The organism is Escherichia sp. TC-EC600-tetX4, from assembly GCF_019356055.1.
Classification (GTDB): domain Bacteria; phylum Pseudomonadota; class Gammaproteobacteria; order Enterobacterales; family Enterobacteriaceae.
On sequence record NZ_CP079924.1, the window covers coordinates 2,964,079 to 2,986,145 of the forward strand.

Genomic DNA, 22,067 nt, shown 5'->3' on the forward strand with positions numbered 1-22,067 from the left:
AGCGCAAGAATATCTTTAAATGAAAACGAATACTCTACTGCTCCTTATGCATAACATTTCCTTTTAATTGCAACTTTACTCGTCCTTCCGCTTTCAGTAGTGTGTCATCGCGCATTTCGACTTCATCTTTGCAAGGACTGGGTTTTCATGTTTTCTGGGCTGTTAATCATTCTGGTTCCCCTGATTGTGGGTTACCTCATTCCGCTTCGCCAACAAGCTGCGTTAAAAGTTATTAATCAGCTATTAAGCTGGATGGTTTACCTTATTCTCTTTTTTATGGGTATCAGTCTGGCGTTTCTCGATAACCTCGCCAGTAACCTGTTGGCGATTCTGCATTATTCTGCCGTCAGTATTACCGTTATTTTACTGTGTAATATTGCCGCCCTGATGTGGCTGGAGCGAGGCCTGCCGTGGCGCAACCACCATCAGCAAGAAAAACTCCCGTCGCGTATTGCGATGGCGCTGGAGTCGCTAAAACTGTGCGGCGTAGTAGTGATTGGTTTTGCCATTGGTCTAAGTGGACTGGCTTTCTTACAACACGCGACCGAAGCCAGTGAATACACGTTAATTTTGCTACTTTTCCTCGTTGGTATTCAGTTGCGCAATAATGGCATGACCTTAAAGCAGATTGTCCTTAATCGCCGGGGAATGATTGTCGCCGTGGTGGTGGTTGTCAGTTCATTAATTGGTGGTTTAATTAACGCCTTTATTCTTGATCTCCCCATCAATACCGCGCTGGCAATGGCCTCCGGTTTCGGCTGGTATTCTCTTTCCGGTATTTTATTGACCGAATCTTTTGGTCCGGTAATCGGGAGCGCGGCGTTTTTTAATGATCTGGCCCGTGAACTGATTGCTATTATGTTGATCCCTGGGCTGATTCGCCGCAGCCGCTCTACTGCACTGGGCTTATGCGGTGCCACATCAATGGATTTCACCCTGCCCGTTCTTCAACGTACTGGCGGGCTGGATATGGTCCCGGCGGCAATTGTTCACGGTTTTATTCTTAGCCTGTTAGTGCCGATCCTCATCGCCTTTTTCTCTGCGTAATACCTCTCTGGCGGTAGATCCCTGCCGCCAAAATTGCGCTAAATCAATCTCCCTTAAAGTTGCATGAAAAATCCCTTTTATCCCCGCGTTAAGCGTCTTAACCTTAAACATGTATATTAAATATAACTTTAAAAGGTGTGATCATGTTTTGTGTGCAATGTGAACAAACTATCCGTACTCCGGCAGGAAACGGCTGCTCATACGCGCAGGGGATGTGTGGTAAAACGGCGGAAACTTCTGACCTTCAGGATTTACTCATCGCGGCGCTGCAAGGGCTTTCTGCCTGGGCGGTAAAAGCGCGTGAATACGGCATCATCAACCACGATGTTGACAGCTTCGCGCCACGTGCCTTTTTCTCAACCCTGACCAACGTTAACTTCGATTCTCCGCGTATTGTCGGCTACGCTCGTGAAGCGATTGCCCTGCGCGAGGCGCTGAAAGCGCAATGCCTGGCTGTAGATGCCAACGCGCGCGTCGATAACCCGATGGCTGACCTGCAACTGGTGAGCGACGATCTCGGCGAGCTGCAACGTCAGGCAGCAGAATTTACCCCTAACAAAGATAAAGCGGCGATTGGCGAAAACATTCTCGGCCTGCGTCTGCTGTGCCTGTATGGCCTGAAAGGTGCGGCGGCCTATATGGAACACGCGCATGTTCTCGGTCAATACGACAACGATATTTATGCCCAGTACCATAAAATCATGGCGTGGCTGGGGACCTGGCCTGCCGATATGAACGCGCTTCTTGAGTGTTCAATGGAAATCGGCCAGATGAACTTCAAAGTGATGAGCATTCTGGATGCAGGCGAAACCGGTAAATACGGTCACCCGACGCCAACCCAGGTCAACGTCAAAGCGACGGCGGGTAAATGCATTCTGATTTCCGGTCACGATCTCAAAGATCTCTACAACCTGCTGGAACAGACCGAAGGCACGGGCGTTAATGTCTACACCCACGGCGAAATGCTGCCTGCGCATGGCTACCCGGAGCTGCGTAAATTCAAGCATCTGGTCGGTAACTACGGCAGCGGCTGGCAGAATCAGCAAGTGGAGTTCGCTCGTTTCCCTGGCCCCATCGTGATGACCTCGAACTGCATCATCGACCCAACCGTAGGCGCTTATGACGATCGTATCTGGACCCGCAGCATTGTTGGCTGGCCTGGCGTGCGTCATCTGGACGGTGATGATTTCTCTGCGGTTATCACCCAGGCGCAACAGATGGCAGGCTTCCCGTACAGCGAAATTCCGCACCTTATCACCGTGGGTTTTGGTCGCCAGACGCTGCTTGGCGCTGCTGATACGCTGATTGATCTGGTGAGCCGTGAAAAACTGCGTCATATCTTCCTGCTTGGTGGCTGTGACGGCGCACGCGGCGAGCGCCACTACTTCACCGATTTCGCCACCAGCGTGCCGGATGACTGCCTGATCCTGACCCTCGCCTGTGGTAAATATCGCTTTAACAAACTTGAGTTTGGCGATATCGAAGGTCTGCCGCGTCTGGTAGATGCAGGTCAATGTAACGATGCTTACTCAGCGATTATTCTGGCTGTCACTCTGGCAGAGAAACTGGGCTGCGGTGTCAACGATCTGCCGCTGTCGCTGGTGCTCTCCTGGTTTGAACAGAAAGCGATCGTCATTCTGCTGACGCTGCTTTCTCTGGGCGTGAAAAATATCGTCACCGGCCCGACTGCACCTGGTTTCCTGACACCAGACCTGCTGGCGGTGCTGAACGAGAAATTCGGCCTGCGTTCTATCACCACTGTTGAAGAAGACATGAAGCAACTGTTGAGCGCGTAAGGAGTTTGTCGATGACGATGCCAACGAATCAATGCCCGTGGCGGATGCAGGTTCATCACATTACGCAAGAAACGCCGGATGTGTGGACGATTTCCCTGATTTGCCACGATTACTACCCATATCGCGCCGGGCAATATGCACTGGTCAGCGTGCGAAACTCAGCGGAAACGCTGCGTGCTTACACCATTTCCTCCACGCCAGGCGTGAGTGAATATATCACCCTGACCGTGCGGCGGATTGATGACGGTGTCGGCTCCCAGTGGCTGACGCGCGATGTAAAACGCGGTGATTATCTCTGGCTTTCGGACGCGATGGGGGAATTTACCTGCGACGATAAAGCAGAAGATAAATTCCTGTTGCTGGCGGCAGGCTGCGGCGTCACGCCGATTATGTCGATGCGTCGCTGGCTTGCGAAGAACCGTCCACAGGCCGATGTGCGGGTGATCTACAACGTGCGTACGCCGCAGGATGTTATTTTCGCCGATGAGTGGCGTAACTATCCGGTAACGCTGGTGGCAGAAAATAACGTTACCGAAGGCTTTATCGCTGGTCGTCTCACTCGCGAACTGCTGGCAGGTGTACCTGACTTAGCTTCACGTACCGTGATGACCTGCGGCCCGGCTCCGTATATGGATTGGGTAGAGCAGGAAGTGAAAGCGCTCGGCGTGACGCGTTTCTTTAAAGAGAAATTCTTCACCCCAGTAGCAGAAGCGGCGACCAGCGGTCTGAAATTCACCAAACTGCAACCGGCACGAGAATTTTACGCCCCGGTTGGCACCACGCTACTGGAGGCGCTGGAAAGCAATAACGTTCCGGTTGTCGCTGCCTGCCGTGCGGGTGTTTGCGGCTGCTGTAAGACAAAAGTGGTTTCCGGTGAATATACGGTGAGCAGCACAATGACGCTGACCGACGCCGAAATCGCTGAAGGTTACGTACTGGCCTGCTCCTGCCATCCGCAGGGGGATTTGGTTCTCGCATAATCGCCTTATGCCCGATGATATTCCTTTCATCGGGCTATTTAACCGTTAGTGCCTCCTTTCTCTCCCATCCCTTCCCCCTCCGTCAGATGAACTAAACTTGTTACCGTTATCACATTCAGGAGATGGAGAACCATGAAACAAACGGTTGCAGCTTATATCGCCAAAACACTCGAATCGGCAGGGGTGAAACGCATCTGGGGAGTCACAGGCGACTCTCTGAACGGTCTTAGTGACAGTCTTAATCGCATGGGCACCATCGAGTGGATGTCCACCCGCCACGAAGAAGTGGCGGCCTTTGCCGCTGGCGCTGAAGCACAACTTAGCGGAGAACTGGCGGTCTGCGCCGGATCGTGCGGCCCCGGCAACCTGCACTTAATCAACGGCCTGTTCGATTGCCACCGCAATCACGTTCCGGTACTGGCGATTGCCGCTCATATTCCCTCCAGCGAAATTGGCAGCGGCTATTTCCAGGAAACCCACCCACAAGAGCTATTCCGCGAATGTAGTCACTATTGCGAGCTGGTTTCCAGCCCGGAGCAGATCCCACAAGTACTGGCGATTGCCATGCGCAAAGCGGTGCTTAACCGTGGCGTTTCGGTTGTCGTGTTACCAGGCGACGTGGCGTTAAAACCTGCGCCAGAAGGGGCAACCATGCACTGGTATCATGCGCCACAACCAGTCGTGACGCCGGAAGAAGAAGAGTTACGCAAACTGGCGCAACTGCTGCGTTATTCCAGCAATATCGCCCTGATGTGTGGCAGCGGCTGCGCGGGGGCGCATAAAGAGTTAGTTGAGTTTGCCGGGAAAATTAAAGCGCCTATTGTTCATGCCCTGCGCGGTAAAGAACATGTCGAATACGATAATCCGTATGATGTTGGAATGACCGGGTTAATCGGCTTCTCGTCAGGTTTCCATACCATGATGAACGCCGACACGTTAGTGCTACTCGGCACGCAATTTCCCTACCGCGCCTTCTACCCGACCGATGCCAAAATCATTCAGATTGATATCAACCCAGCCAGCATCGGCGCTCACAGCAAGGTGGATATGGCACTGGTCGGCGATATCAAGTCGACTCTGCGTGCATTGCTTCCATTGGTGGAAGAAAAAGCCGATCGCAAGTTTCTGGATAAAGCGCTGGAAGATTACCGCGACGCCCGCAAAGGGCTGGACGATTTAGCTAAACCGAGCGAGAAAGCCATTCACCCGCAATATCTGGCGCAGCAAATTAGTCATTTTGCCGCCGATGACGCTATTTTCACCTGTGACGTTGGTACGCCAACGGTGTGGGCGGCACGTTATCTAAAAATGAACGGCAAGCGTCGCCTGTTAGGTTCGTTTAACCACGGTTCGATGGCTAACGCCATGCCGCAGGCGCTGGGTGCGCAGGCGACAGAGCCAGAACGTCAGGTGGTCGCCATGTGCGGCGATGGCGGTTTTAGCATGTTGATGGGCGATTTCCTCTCAGTAGTGCAGATGAAACTGCCAGTGAAAATTGTCGTCTTTAACAACAGCGTGCTGGGCTTTGTGGCGATGGAGATGAAAGCTGGTGGCTATTTGACTGACGGCACCGAACTACACGACACAAACTTTGCCCGCATTGCCGAAGCGTGCGGCATTACGGGTATCCGTGTAGAAAAAGCGTCTGAAGTTGATGAAGCCCTGCAACGCGCCTTCTCCATCGACGGTCCGGTGTTGGTGGATGTGGTGGTCGCCAAAGAAGAGTTAGCCATTCCACCGCAGATCAAACTCGAACAGGCCAAAGGTTTCAGCCTGTATATGCTGCGCGCAATCATCAGCGGACGCGGTGATGAAGTGATCGAACTGGCGAAAACAAACTGGCTAAGGTAAAAAGGGTGGCATTTCCCGTCATAATAAGGACATGCCATGATTGATTTACGCAGTGATACCGTTACCCGACCAAGCCGCGCCATGCTCGAAGCGATGATGGCCGCCCCGGTTGGGGACGACGTTTACGGAGACGACCCTACCGTTAATGCTCTGCAGGACTACGCAGCAGAGCTTTCCGGTAAAGAAGCCGCCATTTTTCTGCCTACCGGCACTCAGGCCAACCTGGTCGCTCTGCTCAGTCACTGCGAACGCGGCGAAGAGTATATTGTCGGTCAGGCCGCGCATAACTATCTGTTTGAAGCCGGTGGCGCGGCGGTGCTGGGCAGTATTCAACCGCAACCCATAGACGCGGCTGCCGACGGCACGCTACCGCTGGATAAAGTGGCGATGAAAATCAAACCCGACGATATCCATTTCGCCCGCACCAAATTACTCAGTCTGGAAAACACCCACAACGGCAAAGTGTTGCCGCGGGAATACCTGAAAGAAGCATGGGAATTTACCCGCGAGCGCAATCTGGCGCTGCATGTTGACGGTGCGCGCATCTTTAATGCCGTGGTGGCTTACGGCTGCGAACTGAAAGAGATCACGCAATATTGTGATTCGTTCACCATTTGCCTGTCGAAAGGTCTTGGGACGCCAGTCGGTTCATTACTCGTCGGTAATCGTGATTACATTAAACGTGCCATTCGCTGGCGGAAAATGACAGGTGGCGGGATGCGCCAGTCCGGCATTCTGGCTGCCGCCGGGATATATGCCCTGAAAAATAACGTTGCGCGCTTGCAGGAAGACCACGACAACGCTGCCTGGATGGCGGAGCAGCTGCGTGAAGCAGGCGCGGATGTGATGCGTCAGGACACCAATATGCTGTTTGTTCGCGTCGGGGAAGAAAATGCTGCCGCGTTAGGCGAATACATGAAAGCGAGAAACGTGCTGATTAACGCCTCGCCGATTGTCCGCCTGGTGACGCATCTTGACGTCTCGCGCGAACAACTGGCGGAAGTCGCCGCCCACTGGCGTGCATTCCTGGCGCGTTAAGGAGAGAGACGTGCCGCAACGCATTTTAGTTCTCGGTGCCAGTGGCTACATTGGTCAGCATCTGGTGCGCACACTCAGCCAGCAAGGGCATCAGATCCTGGCGGCGGCACGTCATGTCGACAGGCTTGCAAAGCTGCAACTGGCAAACGTCAGTTGCCATAAAGTCGATCTCAGCTGGCCGGATAACCTACCGGCCCTGTTGCAGGATATCGATACGGTCTATTTTCTGGTGCACAGCATGGGCGAAGGCGGCGATTTTATCGCTCAGGAGCGCCAGGTGGCTCTCAACGTCCGCGATGCGCTACGTGAAGTACCAGTTAAGCAATTAATCTTTCTTAGTTCGTTGCAGGCCCCGCCACATGAGCAGTCGGATCATCTGCGTGCTCGTCAGGCTACGGCGGACATTCTGCGTGAAGCGAATGTACCCGTGACCGAACTGCGGGCCGGAATTATCGTTGGCGCAGGTTCCGCGGCGTTCGAAGTCATGCGCGATATGGTCTACAACCTGCCAGTCTTAACGCCTCCGCGCTGGGTTCGTTCACGCACCACGCCCATTGCGCTGGAAAACTTGCTGCACTATCTGGTTGCGTTGTTAGATCATCCGGCCAGCGAACACCGCATCTTCGAAGCCGCCGGACCAGAGGTGCTCAGTTATCAGCAACAGTTTGAACATTTTATGGCGGTGAGCGGTAAGCGCCGCTGGTTGATCCCCATCCCCCTCCCCACCCGCTGGATTTCGGTGTGGTTTCTCAATGTGATTACTTCCGTACCGCCCACCACCGCCAGGGCGTTGATTCAGGGGCTGAAACACGATCTGCTGGCGGATGATACCGCGCTACGTGCACTCATCCCACAACGGCTGATCGCTTTCGATGACGCGGTACGTAGCACGTTGAAAGAGGAGGAAAAACTGGTCAACTCCAGCGACTGGGGCTACGACGCTCAGGCCTTTGCCCGCTGGCGACCGGAGTACGGTTATTTTGCCAAACAGGCGGGGTTTACCGTTAAAACGTCCGCCAGCCTTGCTGCTTTATGGCAGGTAGTGAACCAAATCGGCGGTAAAGAGCGTTATTTCTTTGGCAATATTTTGTGGCAGACACGGGCGTTGATGGACCGCGCGATCGGTCATAAGCTGGCGAAAGGCCGCCCGGAGCGCGAATATTTACAGACTGGCGATGCGGTGGATAGCTGGAAAGTGATTGTCGTTGAACCGGAAAAACAACTTACGTTGTTATTTGGCATGAAAGCGCCGGGGCTGGGACGACTGTGTTTTAGCCTGGAAGATAAAGGCGACTATCGTACTATCGATGTCCGCGCTTTCTGGCATCCGCACGGTATGCCGGGGCTGTTTTACTGGTTATTGATGATCCCCGCGCATCTGTTTATTTTTCGCGGAATGGCAAAACAAATCGCCAGACTGGCAGAACAAAGCACAGATTAATCGACAAAACCTGCGTTATTCTTTCATGTTTCCCATTGCATCATGGGGGAAATCACGGAAGAATGCGCACGTTATTTTCTCAACAACAGTGGATTGATATGAAGGTACTGGTTACCGGCGCCACCAGCGGCTTAGGTCGAAACGCGGTAGAGTTTTTATGCCAGAAAGGCATCAGCGTGCGAGCGACCGGTCGCAACGAGGCAATGGGCAAATTGCTGGAAAAAATGGGCGCAGAGTTTGTTCCGGCGGATCTGACCGAGCTGGTTTCATCACAAGCTAAAGTGATGCTCGCGGGCATTGATACGCTGTGGCACTGCTCCAGCTTTACCTCACCCTGGGGGACACAACAGGCTTTCGATCTGGCTAACGTTCGCGCCACTCGCCGCCTGGGTGAATGGGCTGTCGCCTGGGGTGTGCGTAACTTTATTCATATCTCTTCCCCCTCCCTGTACTTCGATTATCACCACCATCGCGATATTAAAGAAGATTTTCGCCCTCACCGCTTCGCCAACGAGTTTGCCCGCAGCAAAGCAGCCAGCGAAGAAGTGATCAATATGCTTTCGCAGGCGAATCCACAAACGCGCTTTACTATTCTGCGCCCACAAAGTCTGTTCGGACCGCACGATAAAGTCTTTATTCCCCGTCTGGCGCATATGATGCACCACTACGGCAGTATTCTGTTACCGCATGGCGGCAGTGCGCTGGTCGATATGACCTACTATGAAAATGCCGTGCACGCAATGTGGCTGGCAAGCCAGGAAGCCTGCGATAAGCTACCTTCCGGGCGTGTGTACAACATCACCAACGGCGAGCATCGCACACTGCGCAGCATCGTGCAGAAGCTGATCGACGAGTTGAATATTGACTGTCGTATTCGTTCCGTCCCCTACCCGATGCTGGATATGATCGCCCGCAGCATGGAGCGTTTAGGCCGCAAGTCAGCAAAAGAGCCGCCGCTGACCCACTACGGCGTCTCCAAGTTGAATTTTGACTTTACGCTGGATATTACGCGTGCGCAGGAAGAGTTAGGTTATCAGCCGGTCATCACCCTGGATGAAGGTATCGAGAAAACTGCCGCCTGGCTACGCGACCACGGAAAACTGCCGCGCTAATCCTGCCCGTATTTCTCCAGCAATGCTTCGGCAATCGCCTGAGTTTCTGCATCCGCTTCGCCGTTATATAACGTCGGGCGGAAATGCATCTGGAATGCCATAATCACGCGCCGCTGCTCGCGCGGTGTCATATCAGGTTTAACGTCATAACCGTAGCGCGCCAAAAGCTCCAGCAATGACGCGGTATCTACCGGTGTGTGCGGCGCGCGCCCGGCAAGGTAAAAGTTAACCCGCTGCGCATCCGGCCAGGCACCAATCCCCTGCTGCGCCAGTTGCTGCCAGGGAAATAATGGCCCCGGATCGTCTTTGCGCTGCGGTGCGATATCCGCATGTGCCACTACGTTTTCCGGCTTGATGTGATAACGGGCAATAATATCTTTCGCCAGTGGAATAAGCGCCTGAATCTGTGCCGGTTCAAACGGGGCAAAATATTTCACTCCGGCCGATTTTTGCCAGCCACGGTTTTCCAGCTCAATGCCAATAGAGGTGTCGTTAAGGCGCGTTGCCCCGCGCCAGGCGCTAATCCCCGCATGCCAGGCCAGTTCTTGTTCCGGCACCAGTTGCCAGATGCGCGGTTTACCGTTGTATCGCGGTGGTACCGCAGGGACCAGATAATGCGAGCTGACCTGCTTATCGGTCAGTGTCGCCAGCGAGCTATCAAAATCATCTGCGGTGTAGTGGATCACCAGCACTTTAATGCGCGGATACGCCGCCTGCGCCTGGCGTCGGGTATCAAGCTGATATCCCTCTTTCTCGACAATGCCTTTTTCGCCTGCACACCCTGCCAATAACAGAGCGGCAGCGACCAGCCAGAAGAATCTTCTCATCGACGCGTTTTCACCGCCGTACCGCTGACGCTAACCATCAGCATACTGCCGTTTTGCCCGACCGTTTCGTAGTCGATATCAATACCGACGACGGCATCGGCCCCCAGCGCCCGCGCCTGGGAGCCTAATTCCTCAAAGGCGATCTCCCGTGCTTTACGCAGTTCTTTTTCATACGCACCGGAACGTCCGCCAACGATATCGCGGATACCGGCAAAGAAATCACGGAAAATATTGGCACCTAAAATCGCTTCGCCGGTCACCACACCGCAATATTCAACGATGGTCTGGCCTTCCAGAGTTGGGGTTGTAGAAAATTGCATGATCGATCTCCTTGTTTGCTAAGCCTTCGATCTCAAAAGCATTATCAGACTGATACGCTATTATTGAAAGGATATCATTATTATCGTAGAACGCTTTCAGAGCGATCGCTTATAAGGAAATCATTATGCGCTACAGCAAATTGACAATGCTTATCCCCTGCGCACTGCTCCTCAGTGCCTGCACCACAGTCACTCCAGCTTATAAAGATAACGGCACACGCAGTGGTCCTTGCGTTGAAGGAGGCCCGGATAACGTGGCCCAGCAATTTTATGACTACCGCATTTTGCACCGCAGCAACGACATCACCGCCTTGCGCCCTTATCTGAGCGACAAACTGGCGACACTGCTTAGCGATGCCTCCCGGGATAATAACCATCGGGAACTACTGACCAACGATCCATTCTCCAGTCGAACCACCTTGCCAGATAGCGCCCACGTTGCCAGTGCATCGACTATCCCTAATCGTGATGCCCGTAACATTCCATTGCGCGTGGATCTCAAACAGGGTGACCAGGGTTGGCAGGATGAAGTGTTAATGATTCAGGAAGGCCAGTGTTGGGTCATCGACGATGTGCGTTACTTAGGCGGTAGCGTTCATGCCACGGCGGGTACGCTCCGTCAGTCCATCGAGAATCGCTAACGCCTTGATCAACCAATAAACCCCGTAAATTGTCCGGCATTTCGTGAGGAATGCCGACATTTATGCTCGCCGACCACCGCCCCCGTTATTTTGTGCTATGTTTATTGAATAATGCGCTTTGCTTTTAACTTTTAAAGCAGAAATATTGCATAATTATTCTGTCAAAGGTACTATCTTCGACCTCAATAGCTATCAGACTGCCAGTATACGAGTGTCAATGAGTATTCAATTAAACGGCATTAATTGCTTCTACGGCGCGCATCAGGCGCTGTTCGATATCACGCTGGATTGCCCACAGGGCGAAACGCTGGTGTTACTTGGCCCCAGCGGCGCGGGTAAAAGCTCGCTGCTGCGTGTACTCAATCTGCTTGAGATGCCGCGCTCCGGTACGCTCAACATTGCAGGCAACCATTTCGATTTCACCAAAACACCCTCTGACAAAGCGATTCGCGATTTGCGTCGTAACGTTGGCATGGTGTTTCAGCAATACAACCTGTGGCCGCATCTGACCGTGCAGCAAAACCTGATTGAAGCGCCCTGCCGTGTACTGGGGTTGAGTAAAGATCAGGCGCTGGCCCGTGCAGAAAAACTGCTGGAACGTCTGCGTCTCAAACCTTATAGCGATCGTTACCCGCTGCATCTTTCTGGTGGTCAGCAGCAGCGTGTTGCTATTGCCCGTGCGTTGATGATGGAACCGCAGGTACTGCTGTTCGATGAACCGACCGCCGCACTGGACCCGGAAATTACGGCACAAATCGTCAGCATCATTCGTGAGCTGGCAGAAACGAATATTACCCAGGTGATCGTCACCCACGAAGTTGAAGTGGCGCGTAAAACCGCCAGCCGAGTGGTGTATATGGAAAATGGTCATATCGTAGAACAAGGCGACGCGAGCTGCTTTACCGAGCCGCAAACCGAAGCATTTAAAAACTATCTCTCTCACTAAGATTCGGGATAACAACAATGAAAAAAGTTCTGATTGCCGCGTTAATTGCAGGTTTTAGTCTTTCCGCCACAGCTGCCGAAACCATTCGTTTTGCTACCGAAGCCTCCTATCCTCCGTTTGAATCGATTGATGCAAACAACCAGATCGTTGGTTTTGACGTCGACCTGGCACAAGCGCTGTGTAAAGAGATTGATGCAACCTGCACTTTCTCTAACCAGGCGTTTGACAGCCTGATCCCAAGCCTGAAATTCCGTCGCGTAGAAGCCGTGATGGCGGGCATGGATATCACTCCGGAGCGTGAAAAGCAGGTGCTGTTTACCACCCCGTACTATGACAACTCTGCCCTGTTTGTGGGTCAGCAAGGCAAATACACCAGTGTTGATCAGCTGAAAGGCAAAAAAGTCGGCGTACAGAACGGGACGACACACCAGAAATTCATTATGGATAAGCACCCGGAAATCACTACCGTTCCGTATGACAGCTACCAGAACGCAAAACTGGATCTGCAAAACGGGCGTATCGACGGCGTCTTCGGTGACACCGCAGTGGTCACTGAGTGGCTGAAAGATAACCCGAAACTGGCGGCGGTGGGCGACAAAGTGACCGATAAAGATTACTTCGGCACTGGCCTCGGCATCGCGGTACGTCAGGGCAACACTGAGCTGCAGCAGAAACTCAACACTGCGCTGGAAAAAGTGAAGAAAGATGGCACTTACGAAACCATCTACAACAAATGGTTCCAGAAGTAATTCCTGATGAATGAATTTTTTCCTTTAGCAAGCGCCGCCGGGATGACCGTCGGCCTTGCCGTTTGTGCATTGATTGTCGGGCTGGCGCTGGCGATGTTCTTTGCGGTATGGGAGTCGGCAAAATGGCGTCCTGTCGCGTGGGCAGGTTCAGCGCTGGTAACCATTCTGCGTGGCCTGCCAGAAATTCTGGTGGTGCTGTTTATCTATTTTGGCTCCTCGCAGCTGCTGCTGACGCTTTCGGATGGCTTCACTATCAATCTTGGGTTCGTGCAGATCCCAGTGCAGATGGACATTGAGAACTTCGACGTTAGCCCGTTCCTTTGTGGTGTCATCGCTCTGTCACTGCTGTATGCCGCCTATGCCTCGCAAACGCTTCGGGGCGCGTTGAAAGCGGTGCCGGTGGGTCAGTGGGAGTCTGGTCAGGCGCTGGGGCTGTCGAAATCGGCTATCTTTTTCCGTCTGGTGATGCCGCAGATGTGGCGTCATGCGCTGCCTGGCCTCGGTAACCAGTGGCTGGTGCTGCTGAAAGATACCGCGCTGGTCAGTTTGATTAGTGTGAATGATTTAATGCTGCAAACAAAAAGCATCGCTACTCGTACCCAGGAACCATTTACCTGGTACATTGTGGCGGCGGCGATTTACCTGGTGATCACCCTGCTCAGTCAGTACATTCTCAAACGCATTGACCTGCGCGCGACACGTTTTGAGCGGAGGCCCAGCTAATGTTTGAGTATTTACCCGAACTGATGAAAGGGCTACACACCAGCCTGACGCTAACCGTTGCCTCGCTGATTGTGGCACTGATTCTGGCATTGATTTTTACCATCATCCTGACGCTGAAAACGCCGGTGCTGGTGTGGCTGGTGCGGGGTTATATCACGCTGTTTACCGGTACGCCGCTGCTGGTGCAGATCTTCCTGATTTATTACGGGCCGGGCCAGTTTCCGACTTTGCAGGAGTATCCGGCACTGTGGCATTTGTTGTCAGAACCGTGGTTATGTGCGCTGATTGCGTTGTCGCTGAATAGTGCGGCGTATACCACGCAGCTGTTTTACGGTGCAATTCGTGCGATCCCGGAAGGTCAGTGGCAGTCCTGTAGCGCCCTGGGAATGAGCAAAAAAGATACGCTGGCGATCCTGCTGCCGTATGCCTTTAAACGCTCGCTCTCTTCTTATTCCAACGAAGTGGTGCTGGTATTCAAAAGTACCTCTCTGGCATACACCATTACGCTGATGGAAGTGATGGGATACAGCCAGTTGTTGTACGGACGCACCTACGATGTAATGGTGTTCGGTGCGGCAGGGATTATTTACCTGGTCGTTAACGGCCTGCTGACGCTGATGATGCGTCTGATCGAGCGCAAAGCGCTGGCATTCGAACGGCGAAATTAATGTGGCTGCGTACATTCGCCGGGGGGTTTTGTAGGTCTGATAAGACGCGCCAGCGTCGCATCAGACATCAGCACGGTGCCTGTGCCGGATGCGGCGGGGACGCCTTATCCGGCCTACATAGTGCATAAATTCTTATAATGAAGACGGACAACCCACTAAGTTGTCCGTCTTTTTTATTTCATTTAAATTATTTAATCATGTTTATTGCATATAAATTCACTTGATGGCATTGTTATCCCATGCCGCAGACACGGCCAAAAATCATAAGATTGACAGACGGGAGTTCCATCATGAAAAAGTTAGTTCTTGCCGCTTTACTTGCTTCCTTTACTTTCGGTGCTTCTGCCGCAGAGAAAATCAATTTTGGCGTTTCAGCCACCTATCCACCCTTTGAATCTATAGGTGCTAATAATGAGATTGTCGGCTTTGATATCGATCTGGCAAAAGCCTTGTGCAAACAAATGCAGGCAGAATGTACTTTTACTAATCACGCGTTCGACAGCCTGATCCCGTCCCTGAAATTCAGAAAATATGACGCCGTAATCTCCGGTATGGATATCACCCCGGAGCGTAGCAAACAGGTATCGTTTACCACGCCCTACTATGAAAACTCAGCCGTCGTGATTGCCAAAAAAGATACCTACAAAACGTTTGCCGATCTGAAAGGCAAACGTATTGGGATGGAAAACGGTACTACGCACCAGAAATATATTCAGGATCAGCACCCGGAAGTGAAAACTGTCTCTTATGACAGTTATCAGAATGCCTTTATCGATCTGAAAAATGGTCGTATTGATGGGGTATTTGGTGACACAGCGGTGGTAAACGAATGGCTGAAAACCAATCCACAACTTGGTGTTGCTACTGAGAAAGTGACCGATCCGCAATATTTTGGCACCGGCCTGGGCATCGCTGTACGTCCGGATAACAAAGCCCTGCTGGAAAAACTGAATAACGCGCTGGCAGCAATTAAAGCTGACGGTACTTATCAAAAAATCAGTGACCAGTGGTTCCCACAGTAAGATTCAGAAAGCCGCAACCGCGGCTTGAGACTGATGACAAAGGTAAAATTGCCTGATGCGCTACGCTTATCAGGCCTACATGGCCCATGCAATGTATTGAATTTGCACGCTTTTGTAGGCCGGATAAGGCGTTTACGCCGCATCCGGCATAAACAACGCGCACTTTGTCAGCAATCTGAAGCCGCACATGCGGCTTTTTTATTGCTTCACCAGCAGCGTCAGCACTTCATAGTGCGCGGTATGCGGGAACATATCGAAAAGCTGCACCCGTTCAATACGAAACCCAGGCAGTTCGCGGATATCTTTCGCCATAGTTTGGGCGTTACAGCTGGAGTAGATGATAAAACGCGGTGCCATCGTTGAGAGATAATCACACAGCGGTTTACCAATGCCGCGGCGCGGCGGGTTAACCAGCACCAGCTCCGGCACATCCCCCTGAGCGGTGGCAAACTGAGTGGAGTCCAGCGCCTGAAATTGCAAACGCGTTAAGCCCAGTTCAGCGGCTGACTGCTTTGCACAGGCAATGGCCTCTGATGCAATTTCGATCCCGGTTAACTGCATGTCAGGCGTCGCGCAGTGTAAACCAAAGCCCCCCACACCGCAGAACAGATCCCACATATGTTTAACCGGCAGCTGTCGTACCCAGTCGCGCGCGGTGGCGTACAACTGGCTGGCGACCGCCGGATTAGTCTGGAAGAAACTTTGCGGACGGATCCACAGCGGTACGTCATTAAAACGCTCCGCCAGTGCCTGTTGTTCGGTCAGGTAGATCTCCGTCTCCCCTTCCATAATCGCCATATGTACCGGCTGAATATTGACGGTAATAACTTTCAGCTGCGGTAGTTGTTCGTGTAACCACGGCAGCGCCTTACGCAGTTGCGCCAGCTTGGTATCAGAACGCAGTACAAAGCGCAGCATCATGCCTCCATCACTCTGGCTTTCAGTCAGCAGAATGTATTTCAGTTCGCCACGCTTACGCGCCACGTTGTAGGGCGTTAACCCCGCTCGGGCGATAAACGGTTTTAGCGCCGCAAAAACGGGCGCAAATGAGGCAGGATAAAGCGGGCAGTCACAAAGGTCTTCTGGTGTGCCATCGCGATGCAGCATACCGAGCAGTGGTTTTTCAACGCTACCACTCACCACCATTTTGGCTTTATTACGAAACCCTTGTTCCGGGCCTGACACCGGCGCGCACCATTCCTCAACCGGAAAGTCGGCGAGCAGATTTTTAAGATCGGCGGTTTTAGCGGAGAGTTGCTCTGGAATCGGCTGCATTATCCACTGACAGGAACGACAGCGACCCGCGTCGTAAAGTGCGCACTGCATACATTGACCTTCACATCATCAGGGGCGACGATTATACACATTATTGCAACTGGAAGAACCGCCGACTGGTCGAGGGAACGAACAGCAGCATCAGGATGAGCATATCCGGCAGCTTCTGCAGCATCAGGCTATGGAAGATTTCACGTTTTGATTCACCGGGAATGCTGAACAGCTCCGGATAACCGTACCCCAGCGAAGCCGCCCACAAGTAACTTGCGGCGGTGATTTGTGTCAGCAGATATAGCCAGCGCGCCCAGCGACGCCCTTTCACCAGTGAAAACGCACACCAGATCTCAATGAAAACCAGCACCAGACTGCTTAAAAAGACCAGCGTTAAACTCCAGGTTTGTACGCTGCGATGAATGAACTCGCCAATACCGCGCACGCCCAGCGTATTGAAAATCATCAGCACGTCGAGGCCACGGATCATAATAATGGCGAGCGCCGCCACCTGCACCAGCGCAGGCACATTCAGGCGAGCATGAGATGAAGATGTTTTCTTAAAAAATCCCAACGTTTCGTCTTCCATGAAAACAATGCCGCGACATGCGCGGCATTATGTAGCCAGGTTGGCAAATTTTAGTGTCTTCAGCCACGTCTTGCACGCTGGATGTCGCGTATCCGCTGTTTTTCTGCGCGAGCCATCAGATACCAGGCGATAAATCCGACAATTCCGACCGCGCCGAGGATCAATGTTGCCAGGGCGTTGATTTCCGGATTCACCCCCATCCGCACGCTGGAAAAGACCAGCATCGGTAACGTGGTGGCTCCCGGCCCGGAAACAAAGCTGGCGATCACCAGATCATCAAGCGACAAAGTAAAAGCCAGTAACCAGCCAGAAATGATCGCGGGCATGATCATCGGTAGCGTAATGACGAAAAACACTTTCAGCGGCGTCGCACCGAGATCCATCGCTGCTTCTTCTATCGAGCGATCCAGTTCCCGCAATCTTGAAGAAATAACGACCGCCACATAAGCCGTACAAAAAGTGACATGCGCCAGCCAGATGGTGAGCATACCGCGGTCCGCAGGCCAGCCAATGGCATGAGCAAGCGCGACGAATAATAACAACAGCGACAAGCCCGTGATGACATCTGGCATTACCAGCGGCGCGGTGATCATAAAGGCAAAGCCATTTGATCCGCGAAACCTGCCAAAGCGCACCAGCACCACCGCCGCAATAGTTCCGAGGATCGCCGCCGCCGTCGCCGCACAGGCCGCAATTGTCAGACTTAAACCAACCGCACTCATCATCGCGTCATCGCGCAATAACTCACCATACCAGCGCGTTGACCAGCCGGCCCACACCGTCACCAGCTTCGAGCTGTTAAACGAATAGATAACCAGCATCAGCATTGGCGCGTAGAGAAAGGTAAAGCCCAGCAGCAAAATCACAATCCGCCAGGGCGAACGAACTACCGGTAAATTATTCATCCGTGTTCTCCCACGCTTTTTTGCTGGTGTTTGTGGAACCACATTATCGGCACAATTAGCAGCAGCAACATGATGATCGCTACCGCCGAGGCCACCGGCCAGTCGCGGTTATTGAAAAACTCTTGCCATAGCACGCGCCCGATCATGATGCTGTCCGGGCCACCGAGCAGTTCCGGGATCACAAACTCGCCCACAGCCGGGATAAACACCAGCATCGATCCGGCAATAATCCCACCTTTAGTCAGCGGCACGATCACAGTAAAGAACGTTTTCAGCGGTCGTGCACCGAGATCCAGCGCTGCTTCCACCAGCGAATAATCAATACGAATCAACGCGGTATAAATCGGCAGTACCATAAACGGCACGTAAGCGTAAACAATGCCGATATAAACGGCCAGATTGGTATGCAGAATGGTCAGCGGTTGATCGATAACCCCCAGCCACAGCAGAAAATTATTCAGCACACCGTTGTTTTTTAATATTCCCATCCAGGCATAAACGCGGATCAGAAACGAGGTCCACGACGGCAGGATCACCAGTAGTAATAAAATATTACGGGTCGAAGGCTTACTGTGCGCCACCGCCCACGCCAGCGGATAGCCGATCAGTAAACAGCAAAATGTCGAAATCGCAGCCACCTGTAGCGACTGGAGATAAGCATCGAAATAGAGCGGATCGTCGGTCAGTTGCAGAAAATTACCGAGATTAAGAGTGATGGACAGTTGCCCGTCAGCCCACTCCATCAGTTCGGTATAAGGTGGAATAGCGCGCGCCATCTCCGCCAGGCTTATTTTAAAGACAATCAGAAATGGCAGCAGAAACAGCAAGATCAACCAGATATATGGCAACGCAATGACCAGTTTGCGCCCATGCTTCATTTGCAGCTGCGACAACCACAGCTTAAATCCGCCCGGCGGTTTCGACTGGGCAGCAGGTTCAAGTGTACTCATCTTTGCTCCTTAAACCGTCAGCACCACACAGCTGTCCACTTCCCAGCACAAACGCACTTCGTCGCCCCAGGTCGGTAACCCTTTACGATGACGATGGGCGTTTTGTAGCTGGGCGCTAATCATCTGCCCACTTTTCAGACGAACGTGATACACCGAAAGATCGCCGAGATAGGCAATGTGTATCACCTCCCCCACCGCGAAGTTACAACCATTGGCGGGCGGCTCTTCGCAAAGCATGATTTTTTCCGGGCGCAGCGCCACATGTACCGGCACGTTATCGACCACCGAGGCATCCGCGTCGACTTTCAGTGGATGCACCAGCCCCGGCGAATCAAGCACCAGGCCATCTTCCTGACGCTCTTTGAGTACGCCTTCAAAGACGTTTACCGAGCCAATAAATTCGGCGCTATAGCGGGTAGTCGGATGCTCGTAGATCTCTTCCGGTTCGCCAATCTGGACAAATTTCCCACGATTCATAATGGCGATGCGCCCCGCCATGGTCATCGCCTCTTCCTGATCGTGGGTGACCATCACACAAGTCACACCGACGCGCTCCAGAATATCCACCACTTCAAGCTGCATCCTGTCACGCAGCTTTTTATCCAGCGCGCCCATCGGCTCATCGAGCAGTAATAGTTTCGGGCGCTTCGCAAGGCTTCGGGCCAGGGCCACACGTTGTCGCTGACCACCGGAAAGCTGATGCGGTTTGCGTTTGGCGAACTCCTGCATATGCACCAGGCCGAGCATCTCATTGACCCGGCTGGCAATTTCCGCTTTCGGTAGTTTGTCCTGTTTCAGGCCAAAAGCGATGTTCTGTTCCACGGTCATATGCGGAAACAGCGCGTAAGACTGAAACATCATATTGATGGGGCGCAGGTAAGGCGGAACCTGTGACAAATCGACGCCATCAAGCATTATCTGTCCGGCAGAAGGTTGTTCGAAACCTGCCAGCATACGCAGCAGCGTGGACTTGCCACAGCCGGATGCGCCCAGCAGCGCGAAGATTTCACCTTTGTAGATGGTCAGGCTGACATCATCCACCGCATGTTGACCATCGTAGGATTTGGTCAGGTTGCGGATTTCTAATAGCGGCGTCAGCGCCTTACGGGTTTTCGCCTGCGGGCGAGGGATAGCGTCATTCACGGCTGCTCTCCGGCATTGAATGTGTGCAAGCGCACCATAATGGTGCGAATTGCCGGCGGGTGTGGTGCGCCCCTCCGGCATCTACGACTGCGGATTATTTTCCGCTCTTCACTTTGGTCCACGCGCGGGTGCGCACACGGTCGATTTTCGGATCCTGCACTTTCAGAGTGAACAGCTTCGCACGAACATCCGCAGGCGGATAAATACCTGGGTTCTCACGGACTTCCGCACTCACCAGCGGCGTGGCTGCTTTATTGGCGTTGGCATAGAACACATGGTCGGAAATATGCGCTACTACATCCGGGCGCAGCAGGTAATTCAGGAACTGATAGGCTTCGTCTTTGTTTTTGGCATCCGCAGGCATGGCGAATACATCAAAGAACGCCATCGCCCCTTCTTTTGGAATCGAGAACGAGACATTCACGCCATTCTTCGCTTCCTTCGCGCGGTTTGACGCCTGCCAGACATCACCTGCCCAGCCGATAGCGACGCAAATATCGCCGTTTGCCAGGTCGTTAATGTATTGAGATGAATGGAAATAACGAATGTTCGGGCGCAGCTTTAACAGCAGATCTGTTGCCGGTCCGGTGTAATCATCCGCTTTAGTGCTGTTGGGATCTTTGCCGAGATAATTCAACACGGTAGCAAAAACTTCTTCTGGCGCATCCAGGAAAGAGACACCGCAGCTTTTCAGTTTTTCCAGATTTTCAGGTTTGAGGATCAAGTCCCAGCTATCGACGGGCGCGTTTTCGCCCAGCACCGCTTTAACTTTATCAACGTTATAGCCAATCCCGGTCGTCGCCCACATATAGGGCATAGCAAATTTATTGTCGGGATCGTGTTTGGCGACCAGCTTCAGCAGTTCCGGGTCGAGATTCTTCCACTCCGGCAATTTGCTTTTGTCCAGCGGCTGGAAAACTCCCGCAGTCAACTGGCGCTCCAGAAAGCTGGCAGATGGAACCACCAGATCAAAGCCGGTACTCCCGGCCATTAATTTGCCTTCCAGTACTTCGTTAGAGTCGAAAACATCGTAGACGACTTTAATACCGGTTTCTTTTTCAAAATTGGCCACCGTGTCCGGGGCGATATAATCAGACCAGTTATAAATGTGGAGTGTTTTTTGTTCAGCCGCGAGCGTGCCGACAGAGACGGCCATCAGAGCACCCGCAACCAGACCCGATAGCCATTTTTTATTTAAGGCGGTCATATCTCTTTCCTTCTGAAAGTTCGTTAACAAACGAACAAAAGTTGTCACACTGAAAGATATGCAATAAACGTGCATATTTTTTATCGGCGCGGTGTAAGAAAAGAGAACTTTCTCCCGGCCAGCACTGCTCGCTATATAAAAGCATCGCAAGAATAACTTTAGCCAGGGTTTGAGACTATAGCTCGGATTAAAAAACGGTATTTAACAAATTTTTATGCATATTTGCTCTATGTGATAAAGCCAAATCGACACAAGAGAAGTGAAATAATCTTTAAGAAAAGGTTAAAAACAGCAGATAATTTTGCAGCGCGCAGCCACTGCACCAGCGACTGCGTGCTCGAAAGGAGTTATCAGTGGAGGAAATAGTTTTCGGTAACGTTGTTTTGCCCTTCATCATCAGTCGGTAACAGCAGTTGATGGGCATTAGCTTCAAGAATGACCATCGAAATCTGCTCTTCGCTCTGACGCACGAACCATGCAAACTGCTCATAGGTTACGCCCTGCATAACGGATAAAGACTGGCAAACCACCAGCTTTGGCAGATTATCATCCTGCATATCAAGAAATGCTTTCACGGTCAGCGAACTGGCATTGATGGCAGATAAATCCGCCGCCAGCGGCAATACGGCTGAAGGTCGGACTTCCGCCATGGCAGAAAACAGGATCGTGTTATCGATCAGATCGATTTTGGCATCAAAGACACCGTCGAAATTCTGCATATGGGGCAGATGCAGAGCCTGACAGTTATCACATTCAAAAAAACTCATCCCCAGGTCATCGAGCCATTGACGCAGCGTATCCAGACCAGGAACGACCAGCGATGTCATAATTTTGTACAACCTCTTT

The 22,067-nt window shown here is 52.4% G+C and carries 22 protein-coding genes; 13 read left to right on the forward strand and 9 right to left on the reverse strand.

Annotation, left to right across the window (positions count from 1 at the left end; genetic code table 11):
* Positions 1-147 precede the first annotated feature (147 nt).
* From lysO to KXD89_RS14450, 7 genes are all read left to right on the forward strand, one after another.
* Positions 148-1,047: an L-lysine exporter LysO gene (lysO, locus tag KXD89_RS14420; RefSeq protein ID WP_000491142.1), complete on the forward strand. Its 900-nt coding sequence runs from the start codon at positions 148-150 to the stop codon at positions 1,045-1,047.
* Positions 1,048-1,190: 143 nt separating this feature from the next.
* A complete protein-coding gene (hcp, locus tag KXD89_RS14425; protein WP_000458809.1) occupies positions 1,191-2,843 on the forward strand; it encodes a hydroxylamine reductase in 1,653 nt (550 codons plus the stop codon).
* An 11-nt stretch (positions 2,844-2,854) separates the two neighbouring features.
* Positions 2,855-3,823: an NADH oxidoreductase gene (hcr, locus tag KXD89_RS14430; protein WP_000178677.1), complete on the forward strand. Its 969-nt coding sequence runs from the start codon at positions 2,855-2,857 to the stop codon at positions 3,821-3,823.
* Positions 3,824-3,955: 132 nt separating this feature from the next.
* A complete protein-coding gene (poxB, locus tag KXD89_RS14435; RefSeq protein WP_000815337.1) occupies positions 3,956-5,674 on the forward strand; it encodes a ubiquinone-dependent pyruvate dehydrogenase in 1,719 nt (572 codons plus the stop codon).
* Between the two features lie 36 nt (positions 5,675-5,710).
* The gene (gene ltaE, locus KXD89_RS14440) at positions 5,711-6,712 is read left to right on the forward strand and encodes a low-specificity L-threonine aldolase (RefSeq protein WP_000566376.1); all 1,002 of its coding nucleotides are present in this window, start codon (positions 5,711-5,713) and stop codon (positions 6,710-6,712) included.
* A 10-nt stretch (positions 6,713-6,722) separates the two neighbouring features.
* A complete protein-coding gene (locus KXD89_RS14445) occupies positions 6,723-8,153 on the forward strand; it encodes an SDR family oxidoreductase (protein ID WP_001136554.1) in 1,431 nt (476 codons plus the stop codon).
* Between the two features lie 98 nt (positions 8,154-8,251).
* Complete coding sequence (locus KXD89_RS14450; RefSeq protein ID WP_001338420.1) at positions 8,252-9,265, forward strand: NAD(P)-dependent oxidoreductase; 1,014 nt, start codon at positions 8,252-8,254, stop codon at positions 9,263-9,265.
* Here the strand turns inward: KXD89_RS14450 and amiD are convergent.
* Positions 9,262-10,092 carry an N-acetylmuramoyl-L-alanine amidase AmiD gene (gene amiD, locus KXD89_RS14455; RefSeq protein ID WP_001252135.1) on the reverse strand — a complete coding sequence of 277 codons (831 nt, stop codon included), beginning with the start codon at positions 10,090-10,092 and terminating at the stop codon, positions 9,262-9,264. The genes KXD89_RS14450 and amiD overlap by 4 nt on opposite strands.
* On the reverse strand, positions 10,089-10,412 hold the full coding sequence (locus KXD89_RS14460; protein WP_001160737.1) for a heavy metal-binding domain-containing protein: 324 nt from the start codon (positions 10,410-10,412) through the stop codon (positions 10,089-10,091). The genes amiD and KXD89_RS14460 overlap by 4 nt, the downstream gene beginning before the upstream one ends.
* Before the next feature lie 125 nt (positions 10,413-10,537).
* On the opposite strand from KXD89_RS14460, the gene KXD89_RS14465 reads away from it, so the two are divergent.
* The 6 genes from KXD89_RS14465 (at position 10,538) to artJ (ending at position 15,161) form a co-directional block, all read left to right on the forward strand.
* Positions 10,538-11,053: a lipoprotein gene (locus KXD89_RS14465; RefSeq protein WP_001270734.1), complete on the forward strand. Its 516-nt coding sequence runs from the start codon at positions 10,538-10,540 to the stop codon at positions 11,051-11,053.
* A 217-nt stretch (positions 11,054-11,270) separates the two neighbouring features.
* On the forward strand, positions 11,271-11,999 hold the full coding sequence (gene artP / locus KXD89_RS14470; protein ID WP_000027205.1) for an arginine ABC transporter ATP-binding protein ArtP: 729 nt from the start codon (positions 11,271-11,273) through the stop codon (positions 11,997-11,999).
* A 17-nt stretch (positions 12,000-12,016) separates the two neighbouring features.
* Positions 12,017-12,748, forward strand: coding sequence for an arginine ABC transporter substrate-binding protein ArtI (artI, locus tag KXD89_RS14475; RefSeq protein ID WP_000756569.1), 732 nt, complete (start codon positions 12,017-12,019; stop codon positions 12,746-12,748).
* A gap of 6 nt (positions 12,749-12,754) precedes the next feature.
* Entirely contained in the window at positions 12,755-13,471 is a 717-nt protein-coding gene (gene artQ / locus KXD89_RS14480) for an arginine ABC transporter permease ArtQ (RefSeq protein WP_001001691.1), read from the forward strand.
* On the forward strand, positions 13,471-14,139 hold the full coding sequence (gene artM, locus KXD89_RS14485) for an arginine ABC transporter permease ArtM (RefSeq protein ID WP_000464491.1): 669 nt from the start codon (positions 13,471-13,473) through the stop codon (positions 14,137-14,139). Before artQ ends, artM begins: the two co-directional genes overlap by 1 nt.
* Positions 14,140-14,429: 290 nt before the next feature.
* Positions 14,430-15,161, forward strand: a complete 732-nt coding sequence (gene artJ, locus KXD89_RS14490; protein WP_001295339.1) for an arginine ABC transporter substrate-binding protein ArtJ — start codon at positions 14,430-14,432, stop codon at positions 15,159-15,161.
* A gap of 198 nt (positions 15,162-15,359) precedes the next feature.
* Here artJ and rlmC read toward each other — a convergent pair whose 3' ends face one another.
* The 7 genes from rlmC to KXD89_RS14525 form a co-directional block, all read right to left on the reverse strand.
* Positions 15,360-16,487: a 23S rRNA (uracil(747)-C(5))-methyltransferase RlmC gene (rlmC, locus tag KXD89_RS14495; protein WP_001149682.1), complete on the reverse strand. Its 1,128-nt coding sequence runs from the start codon at positions 16,485-16,487 to the stop codon at positions 15,360-15,362.
* Positions 16,488-16,527: 40 nt separating this feature from the next.
* The gene (locus KXD89_RS14500; RefSeq protein ID WP_000389260.1) at positions 16,528-17,016 is read right to left on the reverse strand and encodes a YbjO family protein; all 489 of its coding nucleotides are present in this window, start codon (positions 17,014-17,016) and stop codon (positions 16,528-16,530) included.
* 59 nt (positions 17,017-17,075) lie between these two features.
* Positions 17,076-17,921 carry a putrescine ABC transporter permease PotI gene (gene potI / locus KXD89_RS14505; RefSeq protein WP_001061658.1) on the reverse strand — a complete coding sequence of 282 codons (846 nt, stop codon included), beginning with the start codon at positions 17,919-17,921 and terminating at the stop codon, positions 17,076-17,078.
* Positions 17,918-18,871 (reverse strand): putrescine ABC transporter permease PotH, encoded by a 954-nt coding sequence (gene potH, locus KXD89_RS14510; RefSeq protein WP_000105430.1) that lies wholly within the window; start codon positions 18,869-18,871, stop codon positions 17,918-17,920. The genes potI and potH overlap by 4 nt, the downstream gene beginning before the upstream one ends.
* A 9-nt stretch (positions 18,872-18,880) precedes the next feature.
* A complete protein-coding gene (potG, locus tag KXD89_RS14515) occupies positions 18,881-20,014 on the reverse strand; it encodes a putrescine ABC transporter ATP-binding subunit PotG (protein ID WP_000996005.1) in 1,134 nt (377 codons plus the stop codon).
* A gap of 94 nt (positions 20,015-20,108) precedes the next feature.
* Positions 20,109-21,221: a spermidine/putrescine ABC transporter substrate-binding protein PotF gene (gene potF, locus KXD89_RS14520; protein ID WP_000126072.1), complete on the reverse strand. Its 1,113-nt coding sequence runs from the start codon at positions 21,219-21,221 to the stop codon at positions 20,109-20,111.
* A 350-nt stretch (positions 21,222-21,571) separates the two neighbouring features.
* Positions 21,572-22,048: a YbjN domain-containing protein gene (locus KXD89_RS14525; RefSeq protein WP_000203025.1), complete on the reverse strand. Its 477-nt coding sequence runs from the start codon at positions 22,046-22,048 to the stop codon at positions 21,572-21,574.
* Positions 22,049-22,067 lie beyond the last annotated feature (19 nt).